This window comes from Cyanobium sp. NIVA-CYA 375 (assembly GCF_056108345.1).
Window position 1 is genome coordinate 1 of sequence record NZ_JBSYHW010000011.1, and the last position, 17,671, is coordinate 17,671.

At 62.3% G+C, this 17,671-nt stretch carries 22 protein-coding genes; 13 read left to right on the plus strand and 9 right to left on the minus strand.

Features of this window, described 5'->3' with window-relative positions:
- Positions 1-366: hypothetical protein (locus AC01FP_RS04700; RefSeq protein ID WP_474478483.1), on the minus strand; the 366-nt coding region annotated here is incomplete at its 3' end.
- Positions 367-762: 396 nt separating this feature from the next.
- Between AC01FP_RS04700 and AC01FP_RS04705 the strand changes: the two genes are divergently transcribed.
- The 4 genes from AC01FP_RS04705 (at position 763) to AC01FP_RS04720 (ending at position 2,990) form a co-directional block, all read left to right on the plus strand.
- Entirely contained in the window at positions 763-1,260 is a 498-nt protein-coding gene (locus AC01FP_RS04705) for an ISAs1 family transposase (RefSeq protein WP_474478485.1), read from the plus strand.
- Complete coding sequence (locus AC01FP_RS04710) at positions 1,260-1,802, plus strand: ISAs1 family transposase (RefSeq protein WP_474478558.1); 543 nt, start codon at positions 1,260-1,262, stop codon at positions 1,800-1,802. Before AC01FP_RS04705 ends, AC01FP_RS04710 begins: the two co-directional genes overlap by 1 nt.
- A gap of 333 nt (positions 1,803-2,135) precedes the next feature.
- Positions 2,136-2,501 (plus strand): hypothetical protein, encoded by a 366-nt coding sequence (locus AC01FP_RS04715; protein ID WP_474478487.1) that lies wholly within the window; start codon positions 2,136-2,138, stop codon positions 2,499-2,501.
- A gap of 150 nt (positions 2,502-2,651) precedes the next feature.
- Positions 2,652-2,990 carry a hypothetical protein gene (locus AC01FP_RS04720; RefSeq protein ID WP_474478490.1) on the plus strand — a complete coding sequence of 113 codons (339 nt, stop codon included), beginning with the start codon at positions 2,652-2,654 and terminating at the stop codon, positions 2,988-2,990.
- Positions 2,991-3,180: 190 nt separating this feature from the next.
- On the opposite strand, the gene AC01FP_RS04725 is transcribed toward AC01FP_RS04720, so the two are convergent.
- Positions 3,181-4,254 (minus strand): aldo/keto reductase, encoded by a 1,074-nt coding sequence (locus AC01FP_RS04725; protein ID WP_474478559.1) that lies wholly within the window; start codon positions 4,252-4,254, stop codon positions 3,181-3,183.
- Positions 4,255-4,315: 61 nt separating this feature from the next.
- Complete coding sequence (locus AC01FP_RS04730) at positions 4,316-4,885, minus strand: bifunctional nuclease family protein (protein ID WP_474478493.1); 570 nt, start codon at positions 4,883-4,885, stop codon at positions 4,316-4,318.
- Between the two features lie 61 nt (positions 4,886-4,946).
- Between AC01FP_RS04730 and AC01FP_RS04735 the strand changes: the two genes are divergently transcribed.
- Complete coding sequence (locus AC01FP_RS04735; protein WP_474478496.1) at positions 4,947-5,612, plus strand: riboflavin synthase; 666 nt, start codon at positions 4,947-4,949, stop codon at positions 5,610-5,612.
- Between the two features lie 67 nt (positions 5,613-5,679).
- Positions 5,680-6,150: a DUF308 domain-containing protein gene (locus AC01FP_RS04740; RefSeq protein ID WP_474478498.1), complete on the plus strand. Its 471-nt coding sequence runs from the start codon at positions 5,680-5,682 to the stop codon at positions 6,148-6,150.
- A gap of 24 nt (positions 6,151-6,174) precedes the next feature.
- Here the strand turns inward: AC01FP_RS04740 and AC01FP_RS04745 are convergent, their stop codons facing one another.
- The 4 genes from AC01FP_RS04745 to AC01FP_RS04760 form a co-directional block, all read right to left on the minus strand.
- Positions 6,175-6,540, minus strand: coding sequence for an AbrB family transcriptional regulator (locus AC01FP_RS04745; RefSeq protein ID WP_474478561.1), 366 nt, complete (start codon positions 6,538-6,540; stop codon positions 6,175-6,177).
- 125 nt (positions 6,541-6,665) lie between these two features.
- Entirely contained in the window at positions 6,666-7,274 is a 609-nt protein-coding gene (locus AC01FP_RS04750; protein WP_474478501.1) for a cytochrome c oxidase subunit 3, read from the minus strand.
- Complete coding sequence (gene ctaD, locus AC01FP_RS04755) at positions 7,271-8,893, minus strand: cytochrome c oxidase subunit I (protein ID WP_474478503.1); 1,623 nt, start codon at positions 8,891-8,893, stop codon at positions 7,271-7,273. The genes AC01FP_RS04750 and ctaD overlap by 4 nt, the downstream gene beginning before the upstream one ends.
- Positions 8,894-8,899: 6 nt before the next feature.
- Entirely contained in the window at positions 8,900-9,742 is an 843-nt protein-coding gene (locus AC01FP_RS04760; RefSeq protein ID WP_474478504.1) for a cytochrome c oxidase subunit II, read from the minus strand.
- Between the two features lie 295 nt (positions 9,743-10,037).
- Between AC01FP_RS04760 and AC01FP_RS04765 the strand changes: the two genes are divergently transcribed.
- The 6 genes from AC01FP_RS04765 (at position 10,038) to AC01FP_RS04790 (ending at position 14,851) form a co-directional block, all read left to right on the plus strand.
- Complete coding sequence (locus AC01FP_RS04765) at positions 10,038-10,901, plus strand: COX15/CtaA family protein (RefSeq protein WP_474478505.1); 864 nt, start codon at positions 10,038-10,040, stop codon at positions 10,899-10,901.
- Entirely contained in the window at positions 10,894-11,877 is a 984-nt protein-coding gene (locus tag AC01FP_RS04770) for a heme o synthase (protein WP_474478506.1), read from the plus strand. The genes AC01FP_RS04765 and AC01FP_RS04770 overlap by 8 nt, the downstream gene beginning before the upstream one ends.
- The gene (locus AC01FP_RS04775; RefSeq protein WP_474478508.1) at positions 11,878-12,918 is read left to right on the plus strand and encodes an ABC transporter ATP-binding protein; all 1,041 of its coding nucleotides are present in this window, start codon (positions 11,878-11,880) and stop codon (positions 12,916-12,918) included.
- Positions 12,918-13,763, plus strand: coding sequence for an ABC transporter permease (locus tag AC01FP_RS04780; protein WP_474478509.1), 846 nt, complete (start codon positions 12,918-12,920; stop codon positions 13,761-13,763). Before AC01FP_RS04775 ends, AC01FP_RS04780 begins: the two co-directional genes overlap by 1 nt.
- Before the next feature lie 98 nt (positions 13,764-13,861).
- Positions 13,862-14,176: a hypothetical protein gene (locus AC01FP_RS04785; protein ID WP_474478510.1), complete on the plus strand. Its 315-nt coding sequence runs from the start codon at positions 13,862-13,864 to the stop codon at positions 14,174-14,176.
- Positions 14,177-14,851, plus strand: coding sequence for an N-acetylmannosamine-6-phosphate 2-epimerase (locus tag AC01FP_RS04790; protein ID WP_474478511.1), 675 nt, complete (start codon positions 14,177-14,179; stop codon positions 14,849-14,851).
- Between the two features lie 11 nt (positions 14,852-14,862).
- Here AC01FP_RS04790 and groL read toward each other — a convergent pair whose 3' ends face one another.
- Positions 14,863-16,521 carry a chaperonin GroEL gene (gene groL / locus AC01FP_RS04795; protein WP_474478512.1) on the minus strand — a complete coding sequence of 553 codons (1,659 nt, stop codon included), beginning with the start codon at positions 16,519-16,521 and terminating at the stop codon, positions 14,863-14,865.
- Between the two features lie 134 nt (positions 16,522-16,655).
- Here groL and AC01FP_RS04800 point away from each other — a divergent pair, with 134 nt between their 5' ends.
- A complete protein-coding gene (locus tag AC01FP_RS04800; RefSeq protein ID WP_474478514.1) occupies positions 16,656-16,895 on the plus strand; it encodes a hypothetical protein in 240 nt (79 codons plus the stop codon).
- A 19-nt stretch (positions 16,896-16,914) separates the two neighbouring features.
- On the opposite strand, the gene fabG is transcribed toward AC01FP_RS04800, so the two are convergent.
- Positions 16,915-17,667 (minus strand): 3-oxoacyl-[acyl-carrier-protein] reductase, encoded by a 753-nt coding sequence (gene fabG / locus AC01FP_RS04805; RefSeq protein WP_474478516.1) that lies wholly within the window; start codon positions 17,665-17,667, stop codon positions 16,915-16,917.
- Between the last annotated feature and the right edge of the window lie 4 nt (positions 17,668-17,671).

A 17,671-nucleotide genomic window follows, 5' to 3' on the forward strand; every position in this document is an offset into this window, starting at 1 on the left:
GGCGAGTGGTCGCTGACTCACCAGATCAAACAGCAGGCCGCCGTAGGTGTTGAGCTGATCCAATCGCACCGCAGGCAGGGGATCGCGTTCATGCAGCAGAGCTTCCAGCAGTGCTGCCAACGCATCGCTCGTGAGCGCGCCTAGGGCTTCAGTACCGAGCCGCTGCTCCAGCTCTTGGAGTGCCTGGGCCTTGCTCGCTTCGCTATGGATCCTCATCCCGGGCGTGCTGCGCATGCGTTGGAGCGCAACAGCATCGACCAGTAGCTGGTCGCCATCCTGGGGACGGAAGTTTTCTAGATGCGGCACCACGTGGAGTGCCGGCCGCAGCACAAAGGTGTCGGCCTTGCCGTTCACACCGCGAAGCACGGGATTCCTGGATGCGAGCGGAGCGACTAATTGGTTGTGGCTGCCGCTGATGCCCTTGGAGAGCCACTAGGGCTGGAAGCTATGGCGAGATCCATCCAGCTCCAGGGCCGATCCGTCTTCTGATCTATGCAGGCTCACCACGGCAGCCAGGGTCCATTAGGAGTCTGTCCCAGTAGCCCTGGCGTGCGGCGCTCAGCTTCGGTTTGGTGCGCAGGTCTCGCCCAATTCTCTTGGCCTCGCCGCTCGAGAACCCAGCCGCTGCAACGGATCTGATCAGCTTCCTCTAGCCGCAGGCTTCTCCGGAGGAGTAGGCGCTTCCCGATTGCCGCCTGCGCCGGGGGATTCGCTACCCGCAGTGGTGGATGCTGCTGGTGGCGATCCTGGCCATTTACCGCTTTGCGGAAGGCTGACGCCTACAGCAACCAGGGTTCGCTGCTCGGGATGGAGCGTTTTGCCAAACGCCACCGCAAGACCCTCAACGAGCTGCTCGGCACCCACATCGCCAAGCCACCATCGGACTCGACCTTCCGTTTGCTGCTCTCTCAGCTCGATGTCGATGGCTTCGATGCCCTGCTGCAGCAGTGGATGGAAGCCCAGCCTGGCGTCACCGAGAGCGTCGACACCCTGGTGTGTGACGGCAAGACCCTGCGGGGTTCGATCGATCAAACCGCTTCTGGCGCAGCGCGTTTTATCGCTCAGGTCAGCCTGTACTCCAACACACTTGGGGTGGCGATAGCCCAAAACACCTACGCCACCGATGCCGGCGGCGAGATCGCGGCACTGCGCCAGCTCCTCGATCGTGTCCAGCTGGATGGTCTTTTGGTGCAGGCCGACGCGCTGCATGCAAACCGCCCTTTTTCCTCTACCTCGAGCAGCGTGGCGCCGACTTCCTGATTGCTGTAAAGCACAGTGGCCGCAAAGGATCTCAGGTCATCAAGGACCGGCTGACCTATGGCCGCAACACGCCGTGGCAAGCCAGCAAGCGTGAACGCAAACGCGGCCGCGACCTCACCTGGACGCTGCGGGGCATGCCCGCCCCGGCGTGGGTGATGGAGAACTGGCCGGGCAGCGCCACGATCCTGGCGGTGCGCTGCAAGGGGATCCGAGAGGGCAAGCCCGTCGATGAGACCCGTTACTACGTCTCGAGTTTGCGTACTGGAGCCGAGGCTCTGCTGCAGCACGTGCGTGATCGCTGGAGCATCGAGAACTCCTGGCATTGGCCCCGCGACACCCAGCTGCGGGAAGACGCGCACCGCTACCGCGAGGCAAACGGCGTGCAGATCATGGCCACGCTCCGCAGCCTGGCCATGAACGCCCTGCGACTCGATGGCTTCTGGTCGATCACCGAGGGGCTGGCCGCTCTGGCGCATGACATCAGGGCCCTTCTGGCACTGCTGGGCTGGCGAAAACCAGCTCAGGTACTGAATTCTGCCTGACTTCTAATGAGCCCTGGCCGATCAGGTCGTAGCGCTCGCCGGCGAATCCCTCCCTGCGCAACTACGAGCGCGGCTATGTGAAGGAGGGTGTGGGAGCTGGCGGTTTGGCCCTGCTGTGGCAATTGGCCGCCTGCGACCGGGCTTGCCGGATCGAACTCGGTGTCTAGGGTCGCTGCCATGGCTCCTGTCTTCGGATCGCTCTCCCGCCGCTAGCCGCCGCCCCGCCGATGGTCCTGAGCTGGTGCAGGTGGAGGGCGAGCTACCGGCTGCCTGGCTGAAGCAGCTCCCTGGCCCCTGGCGTTTGAGGGTCCTGGCGAATCCCGCGGTGGTATAATGGGCCGGATTTGCGGCGGGTCGCCCGGGGCCTGGTTTTGTGGCCCTCAGCCCCGGCGTTTCCCGGCTGTTCGGCCCGACCGGCTGCTGCTCGACCCCATGCTACGGGACCAAGCCCTGGCCTGCGACGACTGCGACGGCCTCAGCCTGTTGCTCAGCGGCAACACCGAGGTGGCGGTGCTGCCGTTGCAGCGGCTCATCCCCCTGCTGCGCCGTGACCAGCGCCTGGCGGTGATCTGGCCAACGGCGCTCCCCAGGCCTTGCAGCCGGCCCCCCCAGGCCCTGAGCCCAGGCATTTGGGTGCGGAACTGTCAGTTTTCTGTACAGCTTGTACAGATTGATGGACGCTGGCCGCGCAACCCGTGATTCCACGGATGCCGCGATAGTTCGCCTGTACCATTCTGTGTTCAGGGTTTGGGCTGGCTACGGTGTTTCTGGGATTTGACCGTCAAGGCTGGATCACGGTTTTTGCCGCCCTGCTCCTCGCCCTGATCACGCTGTTTACTAATTACACCCATGTCGACCTCCTGGGAGCCGCTTCCGTCGACCTACCGCAGCAAGCAGGAATTCCTTGCATCGCTGCCGCCGTGGCAGCGGCTGTTGCAGAAGCTCAATTGGCATCCAACCGTCGAGCTGAAGGTGCAGCGTTACGAGCTGGAGCAGAGGAAGCTGCAAATGAGGAGAGAGGACGAGCAAATGAGGAAAGAAGACGAGCAGAGGAGGCAAGAGGACGAGCGGCTACGGAAGCTCGACGAGCGGTTCGACGAGCTCAGCAGCAAGCTCAGTGCAATCTTGTTCAGCTCCGGCACCAGCTCGACCCCTCCGAACGCAACGCCAGGCGAGTCCGAGATGTGATCTCGCTGCTGGAGGAATACGGGGGCATCGCGTGAACGCAGCCATCCTGATCGCGGCCCGGGCGCATCTGGATCAAAACTGTTGAGGAATCTGTACAAGCTGTACAGCACTAGCAAGCCATTGCAGCGATGGATCCCCAGCCAGGGCTCTCCGGCAAGACGATGCCCCACCAAGCCCCACCCCCCTAGATCTAGCCCCAGAGCCGGCGGCGGGGGGCGGCGCTCAGGCGCCGGTGGGTGTCGGCCAGCAGCGCGGGGATGGGCAGCTCGTGGGGGCAGCGGGGCAGGCAGGCGCCGCAGGAGCGGCAGGCCTCGGCGTTGAGCTCCTCCCACCAGTGGCCGGCGCGGCCGATCAGGTTGTAGCGCTCCTGGGCAAAGACCTCCATGCCGTGGCCCACTGCCAGGTTGCGCAGGCGCAGGAGTTCGGGGATCGGCACGCCGTTGGGGCAGGGCAGGCAAGCGCGGCATTGGCCGCAGCGCTCCGCCCCCAGACGCTCGCGGCCGGCTGCATCCAGGCGCTGCAGGGCTGAGCGTTGTGCGGCACTCAGCCAGGGCGAGGGCCCGCCGATGGCAGCGGCCCAGGCCAGGTCTGCCGGCTGCTCAGCTCCCAGGCTCAAGGTGGAGATCCCCTGATCGAGCAGGAAGCGATAGGCCAGCTCCAGGGGGTGAAACGGAGCGCAGTCGGCGACTAGCTCGGCTGGTGGGTCGTAGAGGCGGCCGCCCTTATCGGCCGGGGAGATGGCCAGCACGCCGATTCCCTCGCTCAGGGCGGCGCGGGCGATGGCCAGTCGGGTCTGGTCAAACAGGTGCACATGCAGGCTGCAGAACGTGAACGCCCCCGAGCTCAGGGCGGCCTCGATTAGCTCGGGCGTGCCGTGGCTGCTGAAGCCCACCTGGCCCACCAGCCCTTCATCTTTGGCCCAGGCCAGCAGCTCGGCGCCGGGCCCCTTAAGCGCCCACTCCAGGTGTTCGGGACGGTTGAGGCCATGCACGGCCAGGTTGGTGAGCTGGGCCACGCCAAGGCGCTCCAGGATCGAGCGCAGTTGCCCCTGGCCGGTGGCCAGGTCGGGGCCGGGCAGCAATTTGCTGGTGATGCGCCAGCCGGCCTCTGGGGCCAGGTTGTCCCGTTGCAAGGCCGCCACGGCCTGGCCCAGGAAGGTTTCGGCGGGCCCGTAGGCGGCGGCCGTTTCCAGGTGGTTGATGCCGGCGGCCAAGGCTGCCCTCAGCACCGCTTCCATCTGGGCGGGGCTGCTTAGGGCCCGCATCGTGCCGAGGCTGAAGGCCGACACCGGCGGCCCGGCGCCATAGGGGCGCTGCAACTGGTTTTCAGGCAGTTGGGACATCCCCAGGTTCGTCTGCTTCGGGGCGGGCCTGTTTGAGGTGGCGCACCAGGTCGGCGGGGCTGGTGCTGTCTAGGAAGCGGCGGAAATTGTCCTGCTCCTGGGCGTCGGCCTCCGCATCCACCGGGATGGAGGCATCAGCCACAACCTCTTCGAGCATCCAGATGCTGCTGTCGGTGCGTAGGGCGAGGGCGATGGCATCGCTGGGCCGGGCATCGAGCTCGATGCTTGCAGCCGCCGTTGCGTCGCCAGGTGCCCCAGCTTCCCCATCGCTAGCGGGGCTGAGTTTCAGCACGGCCCGGAAGGTGCTGTCTTCGATTGTGTGGATTACAACCCGGTCGAGCTGTAGCCCCCCCGCCTCGAGCAGGTCGGCCATCAGGTCGTGGCTGAGGGGCCGGCTAGGCGGTTCATCGCTAAGGCCTGCAAGGATGTTTTGTGCCTGGGCCTGATCAATCCAGATCGGCACCTGGCGACGGCCGGATGGATCGCGCAGCAGCACGATCGGGCTGCGACTGGCCGCATCTAGGGCAATTCCGGCAACGCGCATTTCCACCATGGCCCAGCGCAGCCTTTTGTCCGATTATGGCGAGGAACGATCCCCCTGGGCTGGATAGCAGATGTTTACCGGGCTGGTGCAGGCCACAGGCGTGATCCGCCGTTCTCCCCAGGGCGTTCAGGTGCAGTGGACTCCAGCTCCGGAGGCTGGCTGGACACCAGCTGACCTGGCCCTGGGCGACAGCGTGGCGGTCGATGGCGTGTGTCTCACCGTGGCCGGGCGGTTGGCCGATGGCTTTCGCGCCGATGTCAGTGAGGAAACCCTGGGCCGCTCCACCCTGGCCGCCAAGGCAGACCGGGGCGGCAGAGTGAATCTCGAGCCGGCCCTGCGCCTGGCCGACCGGCTTGGTGGCCACCTGGTGAGCGGCCATGTGGATGGGCTGGGGGTGGTGCGGGCCATCGCCCGCCAGGCCGCCTCCTGGCGCCTGGAGCTGGCCTGGCACAACCCCGCCTACGGCCGCTATGTGTGCGAAAAGGCCAGCGTGGCGGTGGATGGCATCAGCCTGACAGTGGCCGGCTGCGACCCCGCTGGCGCCGGCTTCTGGATTGCCGTGATTCCCCACACCTGGGCCAGCACCACCCTGGCGCAGCTGGCCGTGGGGGATGGGGTCAACCTGGAGGCCGACCTACTGGCTAAATACACCGAGCGGCTGCTGGCTGCCACCGGCCCCAGCGGCGTGGCCGAGCCGATTAATGCTCCCTGGCTGGCTGATCACGGCTGGATCTGACGTCTGCGGTTGGTGTGCCTACGGTCCAGCTGATGCTGGTGCTTGGGGTGCTGGCCCTGATTTTCCGGTGCTGGCTTCCGCCTGGATCACCGTGATCGTGGCGCTGGGCTTTCTGGTGGGAGGCATCGTGGGCTGGGTCAGCAACCTGGCCCGCTCCCGCCAGTTGGGCCGCTGGTATTGCTTTTGGCGGCTGGTGATCTCCACCCTCTTCATCGTGGTGGGGGCTTGGATGATTCAGCAGTTCCGCGGCGGTCCGCTTGAGGGCGGCGTGGTGGTAGCCAGTCTGGCCTTTGCCATCGGCATCGTTTTCATCCTCGAAGGCGTGGTTTCGATGCTGGTGGCCCTTGGTCACACACGGGTGAGGGGCTGGGGTTGGGGCTTGCTCAACGGAATCGTCACCCTGATCCTCGGCGTGCTGATCGTGGCCATGCAGGGTTGGGGCCTGCTCTGGGTCATCGGGGTGCTGGTGGGAATCAGCTTCCTATTCAGCGGTATCGACCTGCTCGCCTTTAGTGCCAGCTTCCACGGCGACGACTGAGCAGGAGTGCCAGGGCAGAGGTGCCTAGGGATCGAGTGGTTCGAGCGGCACCAGGCTGATCGAACCGTTATCTGGGTCGATTTCGATCCGGAATTCCTGGCCCGGCTCCAACCCCAGCTGGCGGGTGTAGGCCTGGCCGATCAGCAGGTTGCCGTTGCCATGCACCCGGGTGCGGAATTCTGCTTGCCGTCCCTTGCCTTGGCCGCTGCTGCCGGTTTGGCTAACACTGCTTGGTAGGGCGTAGCCCTTAGCGGCCACCAGGGCGCGATAAAAACTTTTTTTCAGCAGCCGCCCGCTCGGGCCCACGTAGCCGCAGCCCCGGGCGATTTCGTCTTCTGGGCGGTTGCTCAGGGCGCGGGCCCGATCAAGAAGGGCTTTGCCTTCCAGCATGTCCGCGGGGCTGTCGCCGCTCCTGGCCGCCATGGGAAACGCCTGCCCTAGGCAGATATATGGATTGATTGTGCCCGGTATGCAAGGAAATCGCTATCCCTGCCAGCGGTTGACGACTTAAGGCCTCAAAGCAGATACAGGATTCCGTAGAGCACCACCCAAATGCCATCTACGAAATGCCAATAAAGTTCTGCTGCTTCCAGGCCGAAGTGGTCGCTGGCGCTGATGCGACCTCCGGGGCGGGTCTGCAGGGCGACGATGGTGATGCAGATCACGCCAAGGGTGACGTGCAAGCCGTGGAAGCCGGTGAGGGCGTAGAAGGTGCTGGCAAACAGGTTGTCAGTGAGACTGAAGGGCAGGCTGAAATATTCGAACATTTGTCCAGCCAGGAAAACTGCACCTAGAGCACCGGTGCTTGCTAGCCAGAGACGGCTGGCCCCCAGCTGTCCGGCCCGGCATTCCTTGCCAGCGCGGTGAAAGGTGAAGCTACTGATAATTAGAACCACTGTGTTGATAGTGGGGAGCAGCAGTTCAAGCTCATAAATCCCTCCTTCCGGTAGCGGATTCACGGCCCGGAAAGTGAGATAGGCGGCAAAAAAACCTGCGAAGGTCATGCCGTCTGCCACCAAAAAGGTAGCCAGGCCGAATAGGCGGAAATCGCCGTGGCCCTCGCCTGCTGGGCCGTGATCCGACTCAACGATGGTGGAATCCTGCAGGGGTGTGGTGCTTGTCACGCTTTTACCTCAGGGTGCTGTCCGTAGCCGTAGGGCTCGGTTACTAATGGAGCATCGCCATGCCAGTTCTCGACCGGTGGCGGCGAACTGGTAAGCCACTCTGGCGTCAAGGCATTCCAGGGATTGTCGCCAGCTTCTTTGCCATTTATAGCCGTCACCACAATATTAATAAGCAGTGGCAGGGTGCTGATCGCCATCAATAGGGCGCCCACGCTGCTCACCTGATTAAGGGTGGTGAAGGCGGGATCGTATTCGGCAACTCGACGGGGCATGCCATTCAAGCCAAGCCAGTGCTGGGGGGCAAAGCAAAGATTGAAGCCAATAAAAGTGAGCAGGAAATGAAGCCTGCCCAGATCCTCATTTAGCAGGCGTCCAGTGAACTTGGGATACCAATGATAGAGAGATCCGAAGATCACAAACACCGTGCCCCCGTAAACGATGTAGTGAAAATGACCCACTACAAAGTAGGTGTCATGGACGTGAATGTCGAAAGGCACCTGGGCAAGAGCTACACCGGTGATGCCGCCAAATACGAAATTTACAATGAAGGCGCAAGAAAACAACATCGCCGAATTCAGGGCGATTTTGCCGCCCCAGAGGGTGGCCAACCAATTGAAGAATTTAATGCCGGTGGGTACGGCAATAAATGAGGTGGCTATCGTGAAGAACAAACGCATCCAGGGGGGCGTGCCACTGGTGAACATGTGGTGAGCCCAAACTATTAGGCCCAGGAAAACGATGGCCATGATTGAATACACCATTGTGGTGTAGCCAAATAGTGGTTTGCGAGCGTGAATCGGCAGAATCTCACTCACCAGCCCGAAGGCTGGCAGTACCATAATGTAAACAGCTGGGTGGGAGTAAAACCAGAAAAGATGCTGATAAACGACAACATTTCCTCCCATGGTTGGGTTGAAAAATCCGGTATGGGCAATGATGTCGAAACTAAGCAAAATCAATGTGCCCGCTAGAACTGGCGTGGAAAGCACTACCAAAATGCTGGTGCCGAGCATGGCCCAGCAATACATTGGCAGCATCATCAGCTTCAAGCCCGGACGCCGCAGCTTAAGGATGGTGGCAATGAAGTTGATACCACCAAAAATTGAACTTCCACCAAGTAGAAGCACGCTCAGAATCCAAACCACCTGCCCAGCTGCCGGAGTTGTAAGACTTAGGGGCGGATAGGCAGTCCAACCCGATTGGGCAGCCGCTCCGGCGATGAAATAACTACTGATAAGCAGAATACCCGCGGGGGGGATCAACCAGAAGGCAACTGCATTGAGGCGCGGGAAAGCCATGTCCCTGGCTCCCACATAAAAAGGAATCAAGTAGTTGCCGAAAGCGCCATTTACTACTGGCACGATCCACAGAAAGATCATCACCGTGCCGTGGAGGGTAAGCACCTCGTTGTATGTCTCACGGCTGACGAAATCGGAGATTGGGCTGACCAATTCCGTGCGGATAACCCCAGCTAGGGCGCCACCAATCAAATAAAAGATAAAGCCGCAAACCAAATATTGCAGCCCAATCACTTTGTGATCGAGGCTGAAGCTGAAGTAGCGCAGCCAGCCTTGGGGTTGCAGGTTGCCGTTGAAATCGCTTGGGTTGGCGAGAGTCATGGCGGATTAGGCAGTAGTGCGATTAGGAGTGTTTTGCTGCAACCAATTGGCGTAGGCCTCAGGCTCGTGCACGACAACGTTGGAGCGCATGCCGCCGTGATACGGACCGCAGAGCTCGGCGCAGATGATCGGATAGGTGCCAGCGCGAGTAGCCGTAAAGGAGAGAACTGTCGGTTGACCTGGAATCACGTCCTGCTTGAGCCGAAACTGCGGCACCCAGAAGGCATGGATAACGTCGCGAGCTTCCATGCGCAATTCCACTTGTTGGCCGGTGGGCACATGCAATTCGCCACTGGTTATATCTGCCCCCGGGTAGTGGAAAATGAAGGCAAATTGCATAGCAGTGACCTCAACCGGTAATACCGGGCCGCCAGGGACTGCATCCATGCCGGCTACACCTATACCACCCCAAACCCTACCAGCTGAATCTCCCTCCTTGACGCTGACCTGCTGCATAGCTGCATGGTCCATGGACATATGGTCGTTGAGCGTGGCCATGCCACCCATGCGTTCGTAAATGTCGTAGCTATAGAGCCCAACAAATAAAACAACAATTGCGGGAATTGCAGTCCAGACGATTTCCAAGGGCAGGTTTCCCTCGATCGCTAGGCCGTCGCCCGTATCGCCGCTGCGGCGCCTAAATCGAAACAAGCTGTAAACCAGCAGGATCACGATGCCAAGGAACAGCACGGTACCAATGCTGAACAAAACCTTAAAAAGGGCGTCGTAGGTAGATGCGTTGCTACTGGCGCCCAGCGGCAGCATATTGACGTTGTTGCCAACCCATAGCCCAGTCAGGACCAGGGCAGTGGTAGCCGTGAAAACAGCTAAGGCTGTGCGAATCGGCACGTTGCTGTTGGAGCTCCTACCAGCCTATGGGTGGGAGCCATGGTGTGCGTGTGGATCGTTGAGTTGGTTGGCAAATCAACGCGGCAGCCGCTTGCCGGCCATGGCTGATGTTTTCACTTCGTGATCTGATGACTTAAGCATCCCTTGTTTTGAACAGCTTGGTTAGGTTCTCTGGAACTAATGGATGGTCGTTACCGTGACGACAGATCTCCAGTCAAACCACATTCAGGTTTCCGTCAAAAATCAAGATCCTTTGTTGCGCCGGAGGTTAGCTCTGCTTACCTCCCACCTCGTTGTGGCATTGGTTGCTTTAGTGGCAATCGGCGGGGCTACTCGGGTGATGGAGGCAGGCCTTGCTTGCCCTGACTGGCCCCTTTGTTATGGCCGGCTCCTGCCGGGTCGCCAGATGAATCTTCAGGTGTTTCTGGAGTGGTTTCACCGTCTAGATGCCTTCGTGGTGGGGGTGGCCCTGCTGGTACTTACGGCTGCGAGCATTTTCTGGAGGCGAGGCCTGCCCGCTTGGTTGCCCTGGCTAGCCGGGGGTTCACTTCTTTTAGTAATGGTGCAGGGAGCCTTAGGGGCTCTCACCGTTACCCAGTTGCTTGCAGCGCCGCTGGTGACTGCTCACCTCATTACGGCCCTGCTGCTGGTTGCCTTAACCAGCTGTCTTTACCAGCGCCTTGCCATGGTGAACATGCGGGTTGTCGGCCCTCCCGTTTGGTGGCAAATGCTGGCTACTTCAGCCCTGCTATTGGTGTTTGCCCAGTGCCTGCTCGGCGGATCGATGGCCAGCCAGTGGGCTGCTGACCAATGCTTAAGTTCCGGCAGTGGCTGCCGCTGGTTGCTTGCCCACCGGCAGGTAGCAATGCCCGCCGCTCTTGCAGTGCTCACCTTGGCGGCAGCTACTCCACTTTTGCCTGCTGGCCAGGGTCAGCTGCCCGCCTTAGCCCAGGGAGCTGCAGTTTTGATGCTGGCTCAAGTGGCCCTTGGCATCTGGACTTTGAGGCTTCAGTTGCAAGCTCCTCTGGTGACGATCGCCCACCAACTCATGGCAGCGCTGTTGGTCGGCCTGCTTGCGGCGGTGGTTGCCCGCTCCCTCGGCCACTTCGGCCGGTCCCTTTCGATCACTCCAATTTCGCCCGAGGTGGCCCATGGTTAGCGCAACGGTCACAGCTCCAATTGCCGTAGCCCCGGCGATCCGCCCCTCGGTGAAATTACCGGCCTGGCTTGAGGTTGCCAAGCCCCGCCTCATACCGCTGCTGCTCGCGACCACCCTTGGTGGCATGGCGCTCAGCTCTGGCGACTCCCCCTCCGCCGGAACTGTTCTATGCACCCTGGTGGGAGGCAGCTTGGCTTCGGCTGCGGCTGGGGTGCTCAATTGCCTTTGGGAGCAGGATCTTGATGGGCGCATGCAGCGCACCAGCCTGCGGGCTCTGCCCTCCGGACGACTGGCTCAGCGTCAGGCCTTTGCTCTGGCCATCGGTCTCACCATCCTGTCGGTTGTGGTGCTGGTGATCGGCGTCAATCCTCTGGCAGCCAGCCTTTCTCTGCTTGGCCTTTGCAGCTACGTGCTGCTCTACACGGCCCTGCTCAAGCCCCGTACTAGCCAAAATATTGTGGTCGGCGGTGTGGCTGGCGCGATTCCACCCCTAGTGGGTGCTGCTGCGGCAACCGGCTCCCTGGGCTGGCCTTCCTGGTGGCTGTTTTCCTTGGTAATGCTCTGGACACCAGCCCACTTCTGGGCCCTTGCCCTGCTGCTCAAGGACGATTACCGCTCCGTGGGCATCCCGATGCTGCCGGTGGTCAAGGGAGTGACGGTGACCACTCGGGCCATCAGCCATTACGCCTGGGCCACCGTTGGCTTGAGCCTGCTTGGGATCGTGGCGCTGCCCAGCGGTGGCTTGTTCTATGGCTTGATGGTGCTGCCCTTTAACGCCCGACTGCTGCAGTTGAGTTCCCAGTTGCGCAGTCACCCTGACGAACCCCAACGGGCCAAGGCCATGTTCCGCTGGTCAATCTTTTACCTGTTTGGCATCTGTGCGTTGCTTTTGCTGGCCCGCCTACCCCAGGCAGCCCTGCTGGGCCCCCAACTGTTCAACATCCCCTTTGCTGCCTTGCCTAGATTGATGGGCTGATTGGAGCGGCTTGAGTCGGTGATCGAACTGCAGCAGCTCTGCAAGCGCTACGGGGGCAAAAAGGCGGCAACTGCCGTCGTTGCCCTAGACAACCTTTCCCTGCAAGTGCCGGCTGGCAGCCTCTATGGCCTCCTTGGCCCTAACGGTGCCGGTAAGACGACATCCTTGCGCATCCTGTGCACCCTGCTGGCCCCTGACAGCGGCAGCGTGCGGGTAGGCGGCGTTGATGCCCTGGCCGACCCCCGGGCAGTGCGTCGCTTATTGGGCTATGTGGCCCAGGAGGTGGCCATCGACAAAATTCTCACCGGCCGCGAACTGCTGCAGCTGCAGGGGGATCTTTATCACCTGGCTCCGGCTGCGCGGAACCGGCGCATGGATGAGCTGATCGAGCTGCTCGGCATGGCCGACTGGATTGATCGGCGTTGCGGTAGCTACTCGGGCGGGATGCGCCGCCGGCTCGATCTGGCCGCTGGCCTGCTGCACTGCCCCCAAGTGCTGGTGCTCGATGAGCCCACCGTCGGGCTTGATATCGAAAGTCGCGCTGCGATCTGGGCCGTGTTGCGCCAGCTGCGCGATGGCGGCACAACCGTGCTGCTCAGTAGCCATTACTTAGAAGAGATTGATGCCCTGGCTGACCATCTGGCGATCATCGAGGCCGGCCAGGTCATTGCTGAAGGCTCCCCTGCGGTCCTCAAGGCTGCCTTGGGTGGCGATCGGGTGACCTTGAGGGTGCGCGAATTCAGTGATGCCGCGGAAGCTGAGCGGGTGCGCAGCTTGCTGCACGATTGCGCCGGGGTGCGCCAGGTGGTGGTGAACCGGGCCCAGGGCTACTCCCTGAACCTGGTGATTGAGCACGACGGCGTGGTTGAACAGCTGCGCCGCCAATTGGCGGCAGCCGACCTGCCGGTTTTCGCCCTCGCCCAAAGCCGCCCCAGCCTCGATGATGTCTATCTCCAGGCCACCGGCCGCACCCTGATGGACGCGGAGCTGGCGGTGGCCGGCAGCCGTGATCCCAAGGCTGAACGCAAAGCGAGTATGTGATGACCACAACCCTTCCAGGCCCCCAACCCGAGGCATCCGCCTTGGCCGAGATCAGTCAAGAAACCCTGGCCCTCACCCGACGTTTGTTCGTACAGCTGCAGCGCCGGCCTTCCACCTTGGTGGCGGGGGTGCTTCAGCCCCTGATCTGGCTGGTGTTATTTGGCGCCCTGTTTGCCAAGGCTCCGGCGGGACTGCTGCCTGGCGGCATCAGCTACGGCAGATTCTTGGGGGCCGGTGTGATCGTCTTCACGGCCTTCAGTGCGGCACTCAACGCCGGCCTGCCCTTGATGTTTGACCGGGAATTCGGCTTCCTCAACCGGTTGCTGGTGGCGCCGCTGCGCTCGCGCAGCTCGATCGTGTTTGCATCGGTGCTCTACATCACCACACTCAGCTTGGTGCAGAGCCTGGTGATCATGGGCACTGCCGCCCTGCTGGGTTATGGCTGGCCTGGTGGCGCTGGACTTCTGCTGGTGTTGGTCACCTTGCTGTTGTTGGTATTTGCAGTCACGGCCTTGAGTTTGGGGTTGGCTTTTGCGCTGCCAGGCCACATTGAGCTGATTGCGGTGATCTTTGTAGCCAACCTGCCGCTGTTGTTTGCCAGCACCGCTTTGGCTCCCTTGTCGTTCATGCCGGCTTGGCTGGGCTGGCTAGCGGCGCTGAATCCCCTTACCTTCGCGATAGAACCGATTCGTGCCGCCTATGCGGGACAGGTCTCTCTCACCGCAGTGGTGCTGGAGGCCCCCTACGGCCAGCTCAGCAGCGCCACCTGCTTAGGGGTGCTCGCCTTGTTGGCCGCCGGATTGTTCCTGCTGATACGGCCGCTTTTGGATCGCAAGCTCACCTAGCAAGCCCTTTCGTGACGCAGCCCTCCAGATTCCCCCTGTCCGACCGTCCCGACTTAGGGGCTCGCTTACTGGCGGCGGTTGCAGAACGGGACCAAGCCATGGCCCAGCGTCTGGTGCAGCAGTGGGTGCACCGCCGCGGGCTGCCGGCGCTGGAGGCCCTGATCGCCGGCCCCCTGAGCGCGGGCCAGGGAGTTGGGGCGGCTGAGTGGCTCCGCTCCCAGGCTGGCCTGGAAAGCAACCCTGCACTCGCCGATGAGCCCGTTGCCCAACGAGCTGTGCTGGCCCTTGTGCAGGACGCTCTAGCTCCGGGGCCTATCAATGCCGCTCCTGCTCCCTATGCCCACGCTTCCCTGCGGGCCTGGCTGCCGGATGCAGATCCGCTTGCTGGCAAGAACCTTCCCCTGGCCAGCTGAGTGAAACCCTCCGGTTTGATTGTGTCGGTGCAAGCCCCCGAGGGCTCACCGATGCGCGATCCCGATGTGATCGCGGCTATGGCGGATGCCAGTTTGCGTAATGGTGCCTCTGGAGTGCGCCTGGAAAGCCCAGAACACATCGGCGCTGTTCGACAGCGCTGCCCAGATGCCCTAATCGTGGGCCTATGGAAGCGCAGCTACCCAGACAGCTCGGTGTACATCACGCCCGGATGGGAGGAAATTCGGGCTGTTTGGGCTGCGGGCGCCGATGTGGTGGCGATTGATGCCACAGAGCGGGATCGCCCCGGCGGAGACAACTTGGCGGCCCTGATAGCCCGTGCCCAGCAGGAGCTGGGAGCTGCGCTGATGGCGGATGTGGACAGCGTTGCCAATGGCCTGCGTGCCGCCGAGCTGGGTTGCACCTGGGTCGGCACCACCCTGTACGGCTACACCCACTCAACCTCAGGCCAGAAGCCACCAGCCTGGGATCTATTGCCCCTGCTGAGACAGCAATTGCCTGCTGAGGTGAGTCTGATCTGCGAGGGCGGCATAGCCAGCCCCCAGCAAGCCCGCCAAGCTCTCGAACTCGGCGCTGATGCCGTGGTAGTCGGCACGGCAATCACCGGGGTCGATTTGCAAGTTGCTGCTTACGTTCGCGATGTTCGGGCCTGCTGAGCAGCCTGGGATCACATCATCCCGGGCATGCCCATGCCTCCCATGCCTCCCATACCGCCCATACCACCCATGTCGCCGCCGCCGGCTGGGGCAGCTTCGGGTTCGGGCTTATCGGCGATCACAACCTCGGTGGTGATCAGCATGGAGGCGATCGAGACCGCATCTTGAAGGGCTAGCCGCACCACCTTGGCCGCATCCAGGATGCCTGCTGCTAGCAAGTCTTCGTAGACGCCGGTGAGGGCGTTGTAGCCCTTGCCCAGCCTAAGGATCTCAGCGGCTACCACGGCGCCATCGGCACCGGAGTTGTGGGCGATCTGGCGCACCGGCTCTGCCAGGGAGCGCTGCACAATCTCGACGCCTGTGCGCTCGTCGCCCTGGCAGCTAGCCGCCAGGCTGTTGAGTCCCTCGGCCAGCTCCAACAGGGTGCAGCCGCCACCAGCAATGATTCCCTCCTCCACCGCAGCGCGGGTGGCGTTGAGGGCGTCTTCGATGCGCAGTTTGCGGTTCTTGAGCTCGGTTTCGGTGGGAGCACCCACTTTGATCACGGCCACCCCTCCCGCCAGTTTGGCGATCCGCTCCTGCAGTTTTTCGCGGTCGTAATCGGAGTCGGTGTTGTCGAGCTCGCGCTTGATCGAGGCAACCCGATCGGCCACTGCCGCATGGTGCTCACCGCTGGCCACGATCGTGGTGCTGTCCTTTGTGATGGTGATGCGGCGGGCCTGGCCCAACTCGGCCAGGCCGGTCTTGTCGAGGGTCATGGCCTGGTCTTCGCTCACGACCGTGGCGCCAGTGAGTACGGCGATGTCGCCAAGCATCGCCTTGCGGCGATCCCCGAAGCCAGGGGCCCGCACTGCTGCAACCTGCAATACGCCCCGGTTTTTGTTGACCACCAGGGTGGCGAGAGCTTCGCCCTCCACTTCTTCGGCCAGGATCAGCAGGGGCCTGCCGCCCTTGGAAACCGCCTCAAGTACGGGCACCAGGTCAGTGATGGTGCTGATTTTGCGGTCGGTGATCAGGATTAGGGCATTTTCAAAGACGCATTCGCGCCTCTCCTGGTCGGTGACGAAGTAGGGGGAGCTGTAGCCACGGTCGAAGGCCATGCCCTCGGTGATCTCCAGTTCGGTGGCCAAGGAGGTGGACTCCTCAACGGTGATGACGCCGTCAGCGCTCACCTTGTCCATGGCTTCGGCGATCATCCGGCCGATCTCTTCGTCGTTGCCGGAGCTCACTTCGGCCACCTGGCGAATCGCTTCACCGGCAACTGGCTGGGCCCTCTCGGCGATGCCCGCCACGATCTGGGCTGTGGCCTTTTCCATGCCGCGGCGTAACACGACCGGGCTGGCGCCGGCAGCCACGTTTCTGAGGCCTTCACGGACAAGTGCCTGGGCCAGCAGGGTGGCAGTGGTGGTGCCGTCGCCGGCGGTGTCCTTGGTCTTGCTGGCCACCTGCTGCATCAGCTTGGCGCCAACGTTTTCGAAGGGATCTTCGAGTTCAATCTCCCGGGCAATGGTGACGCCGTCATTAACGATCTCGGGCGCGCCGAATTTCTTTTCGAGTACCACGTTGCGGCCGCGGGGCCCGATGGTGACCTTCACCGCATTGGCCAGGGCGTTTACACCCCGCTCGAGGGCGCCACGGGAAGCATCCGAAAAGCTGATCAGCTTGGCCATGAAAACGGTCTTCAATCAATGGAATCAGGGTCCCACAGCAGCCCGCCGGAGAGCTAACTAAGCAAGGTGGGGAAAGCCGAATCAAGCTGCTGCTTGCGGCTGCTGATTTGCTCCAGGCTCGATAGGGTTCGCCTATGGAGGATCTGCTGCAAACAGCACTGGAAAGCGCGGACGAAGCCATTTCGCTGAATCCGGGCTCCACTGCCAACGCCATGGTGTTTGTGCTTGTGGCGGCGGCCGGGGTGCTGATGGCTCTGGTGTACGTGCCGGTCAGGCTGTTTTTGACTATCACTGCTCGCAGTCGCCGCCTGCGGCTGTTGCAGCGGATACGTCGGCTGCGTCATGAATTGGGTCAGCCGATTACTGGTTCCTGAGGCGTCAAGCCCTACATACTCACCGCATCACCATGCCGCCATCCACCTGCAATACCTGCCCGGTGATGTAGGCAGCAGCCGGGTCTGCGGCCAAAAAGCGCACTGCGCCGGCTACCTCGCGGGCCTGGCCCATGCGTCCCATCGGAATGGCCGCCAGGATTGGTGCCTTATCTAATTCGGCGGTCATATCGCTTTCGATGAAGCCTGGGGCAACGGCATTGACGGTCACGCTCCTGGCTGCAAATTCAGCCGCATTGCTGCGGGTGAGGCCGATCACCCCGGCTTTGGCAGCGCTGTAGTTGGCTTGGCCTGGATTGCCCATCAAGGCCACCACCGAGGTGATGTTGATGATCCGGCCGCTGCGGGCCTTGAGCATGGTGCGGCTGACAGCGCGGGTGCAGAGAAATACGCCGGTGAGGTTGAGGTTGATCACGCTCTGCCAATCGGCGGTTTTCATCCGCATCAGCAGGCCGTCGCGGGTGATGCCGGCGTTATTGACCAGCACGTCTAGCCGGCCGCCCCTAGCAAGCACCGCTTTGACCATGGCGTCGACCTGCTCTTCATCGGCTACATCGGCCTGATGGCTCCAGGCTTCGCCCCCAGCGGCGGTGATCTCAGCCACGACCGCTTCGGCGGCATCTGGGGAGCTGGCGTAATTAACCACTACTTGGGCGCCGGCGGCTGCCAGCTCAAGGGCGATGGCGCGACCGATACCCCTGCTTGCACCGGTAACCAGGGCCACTTGGCCGGCCAGGGGGGCGGGGCTGGACATCACG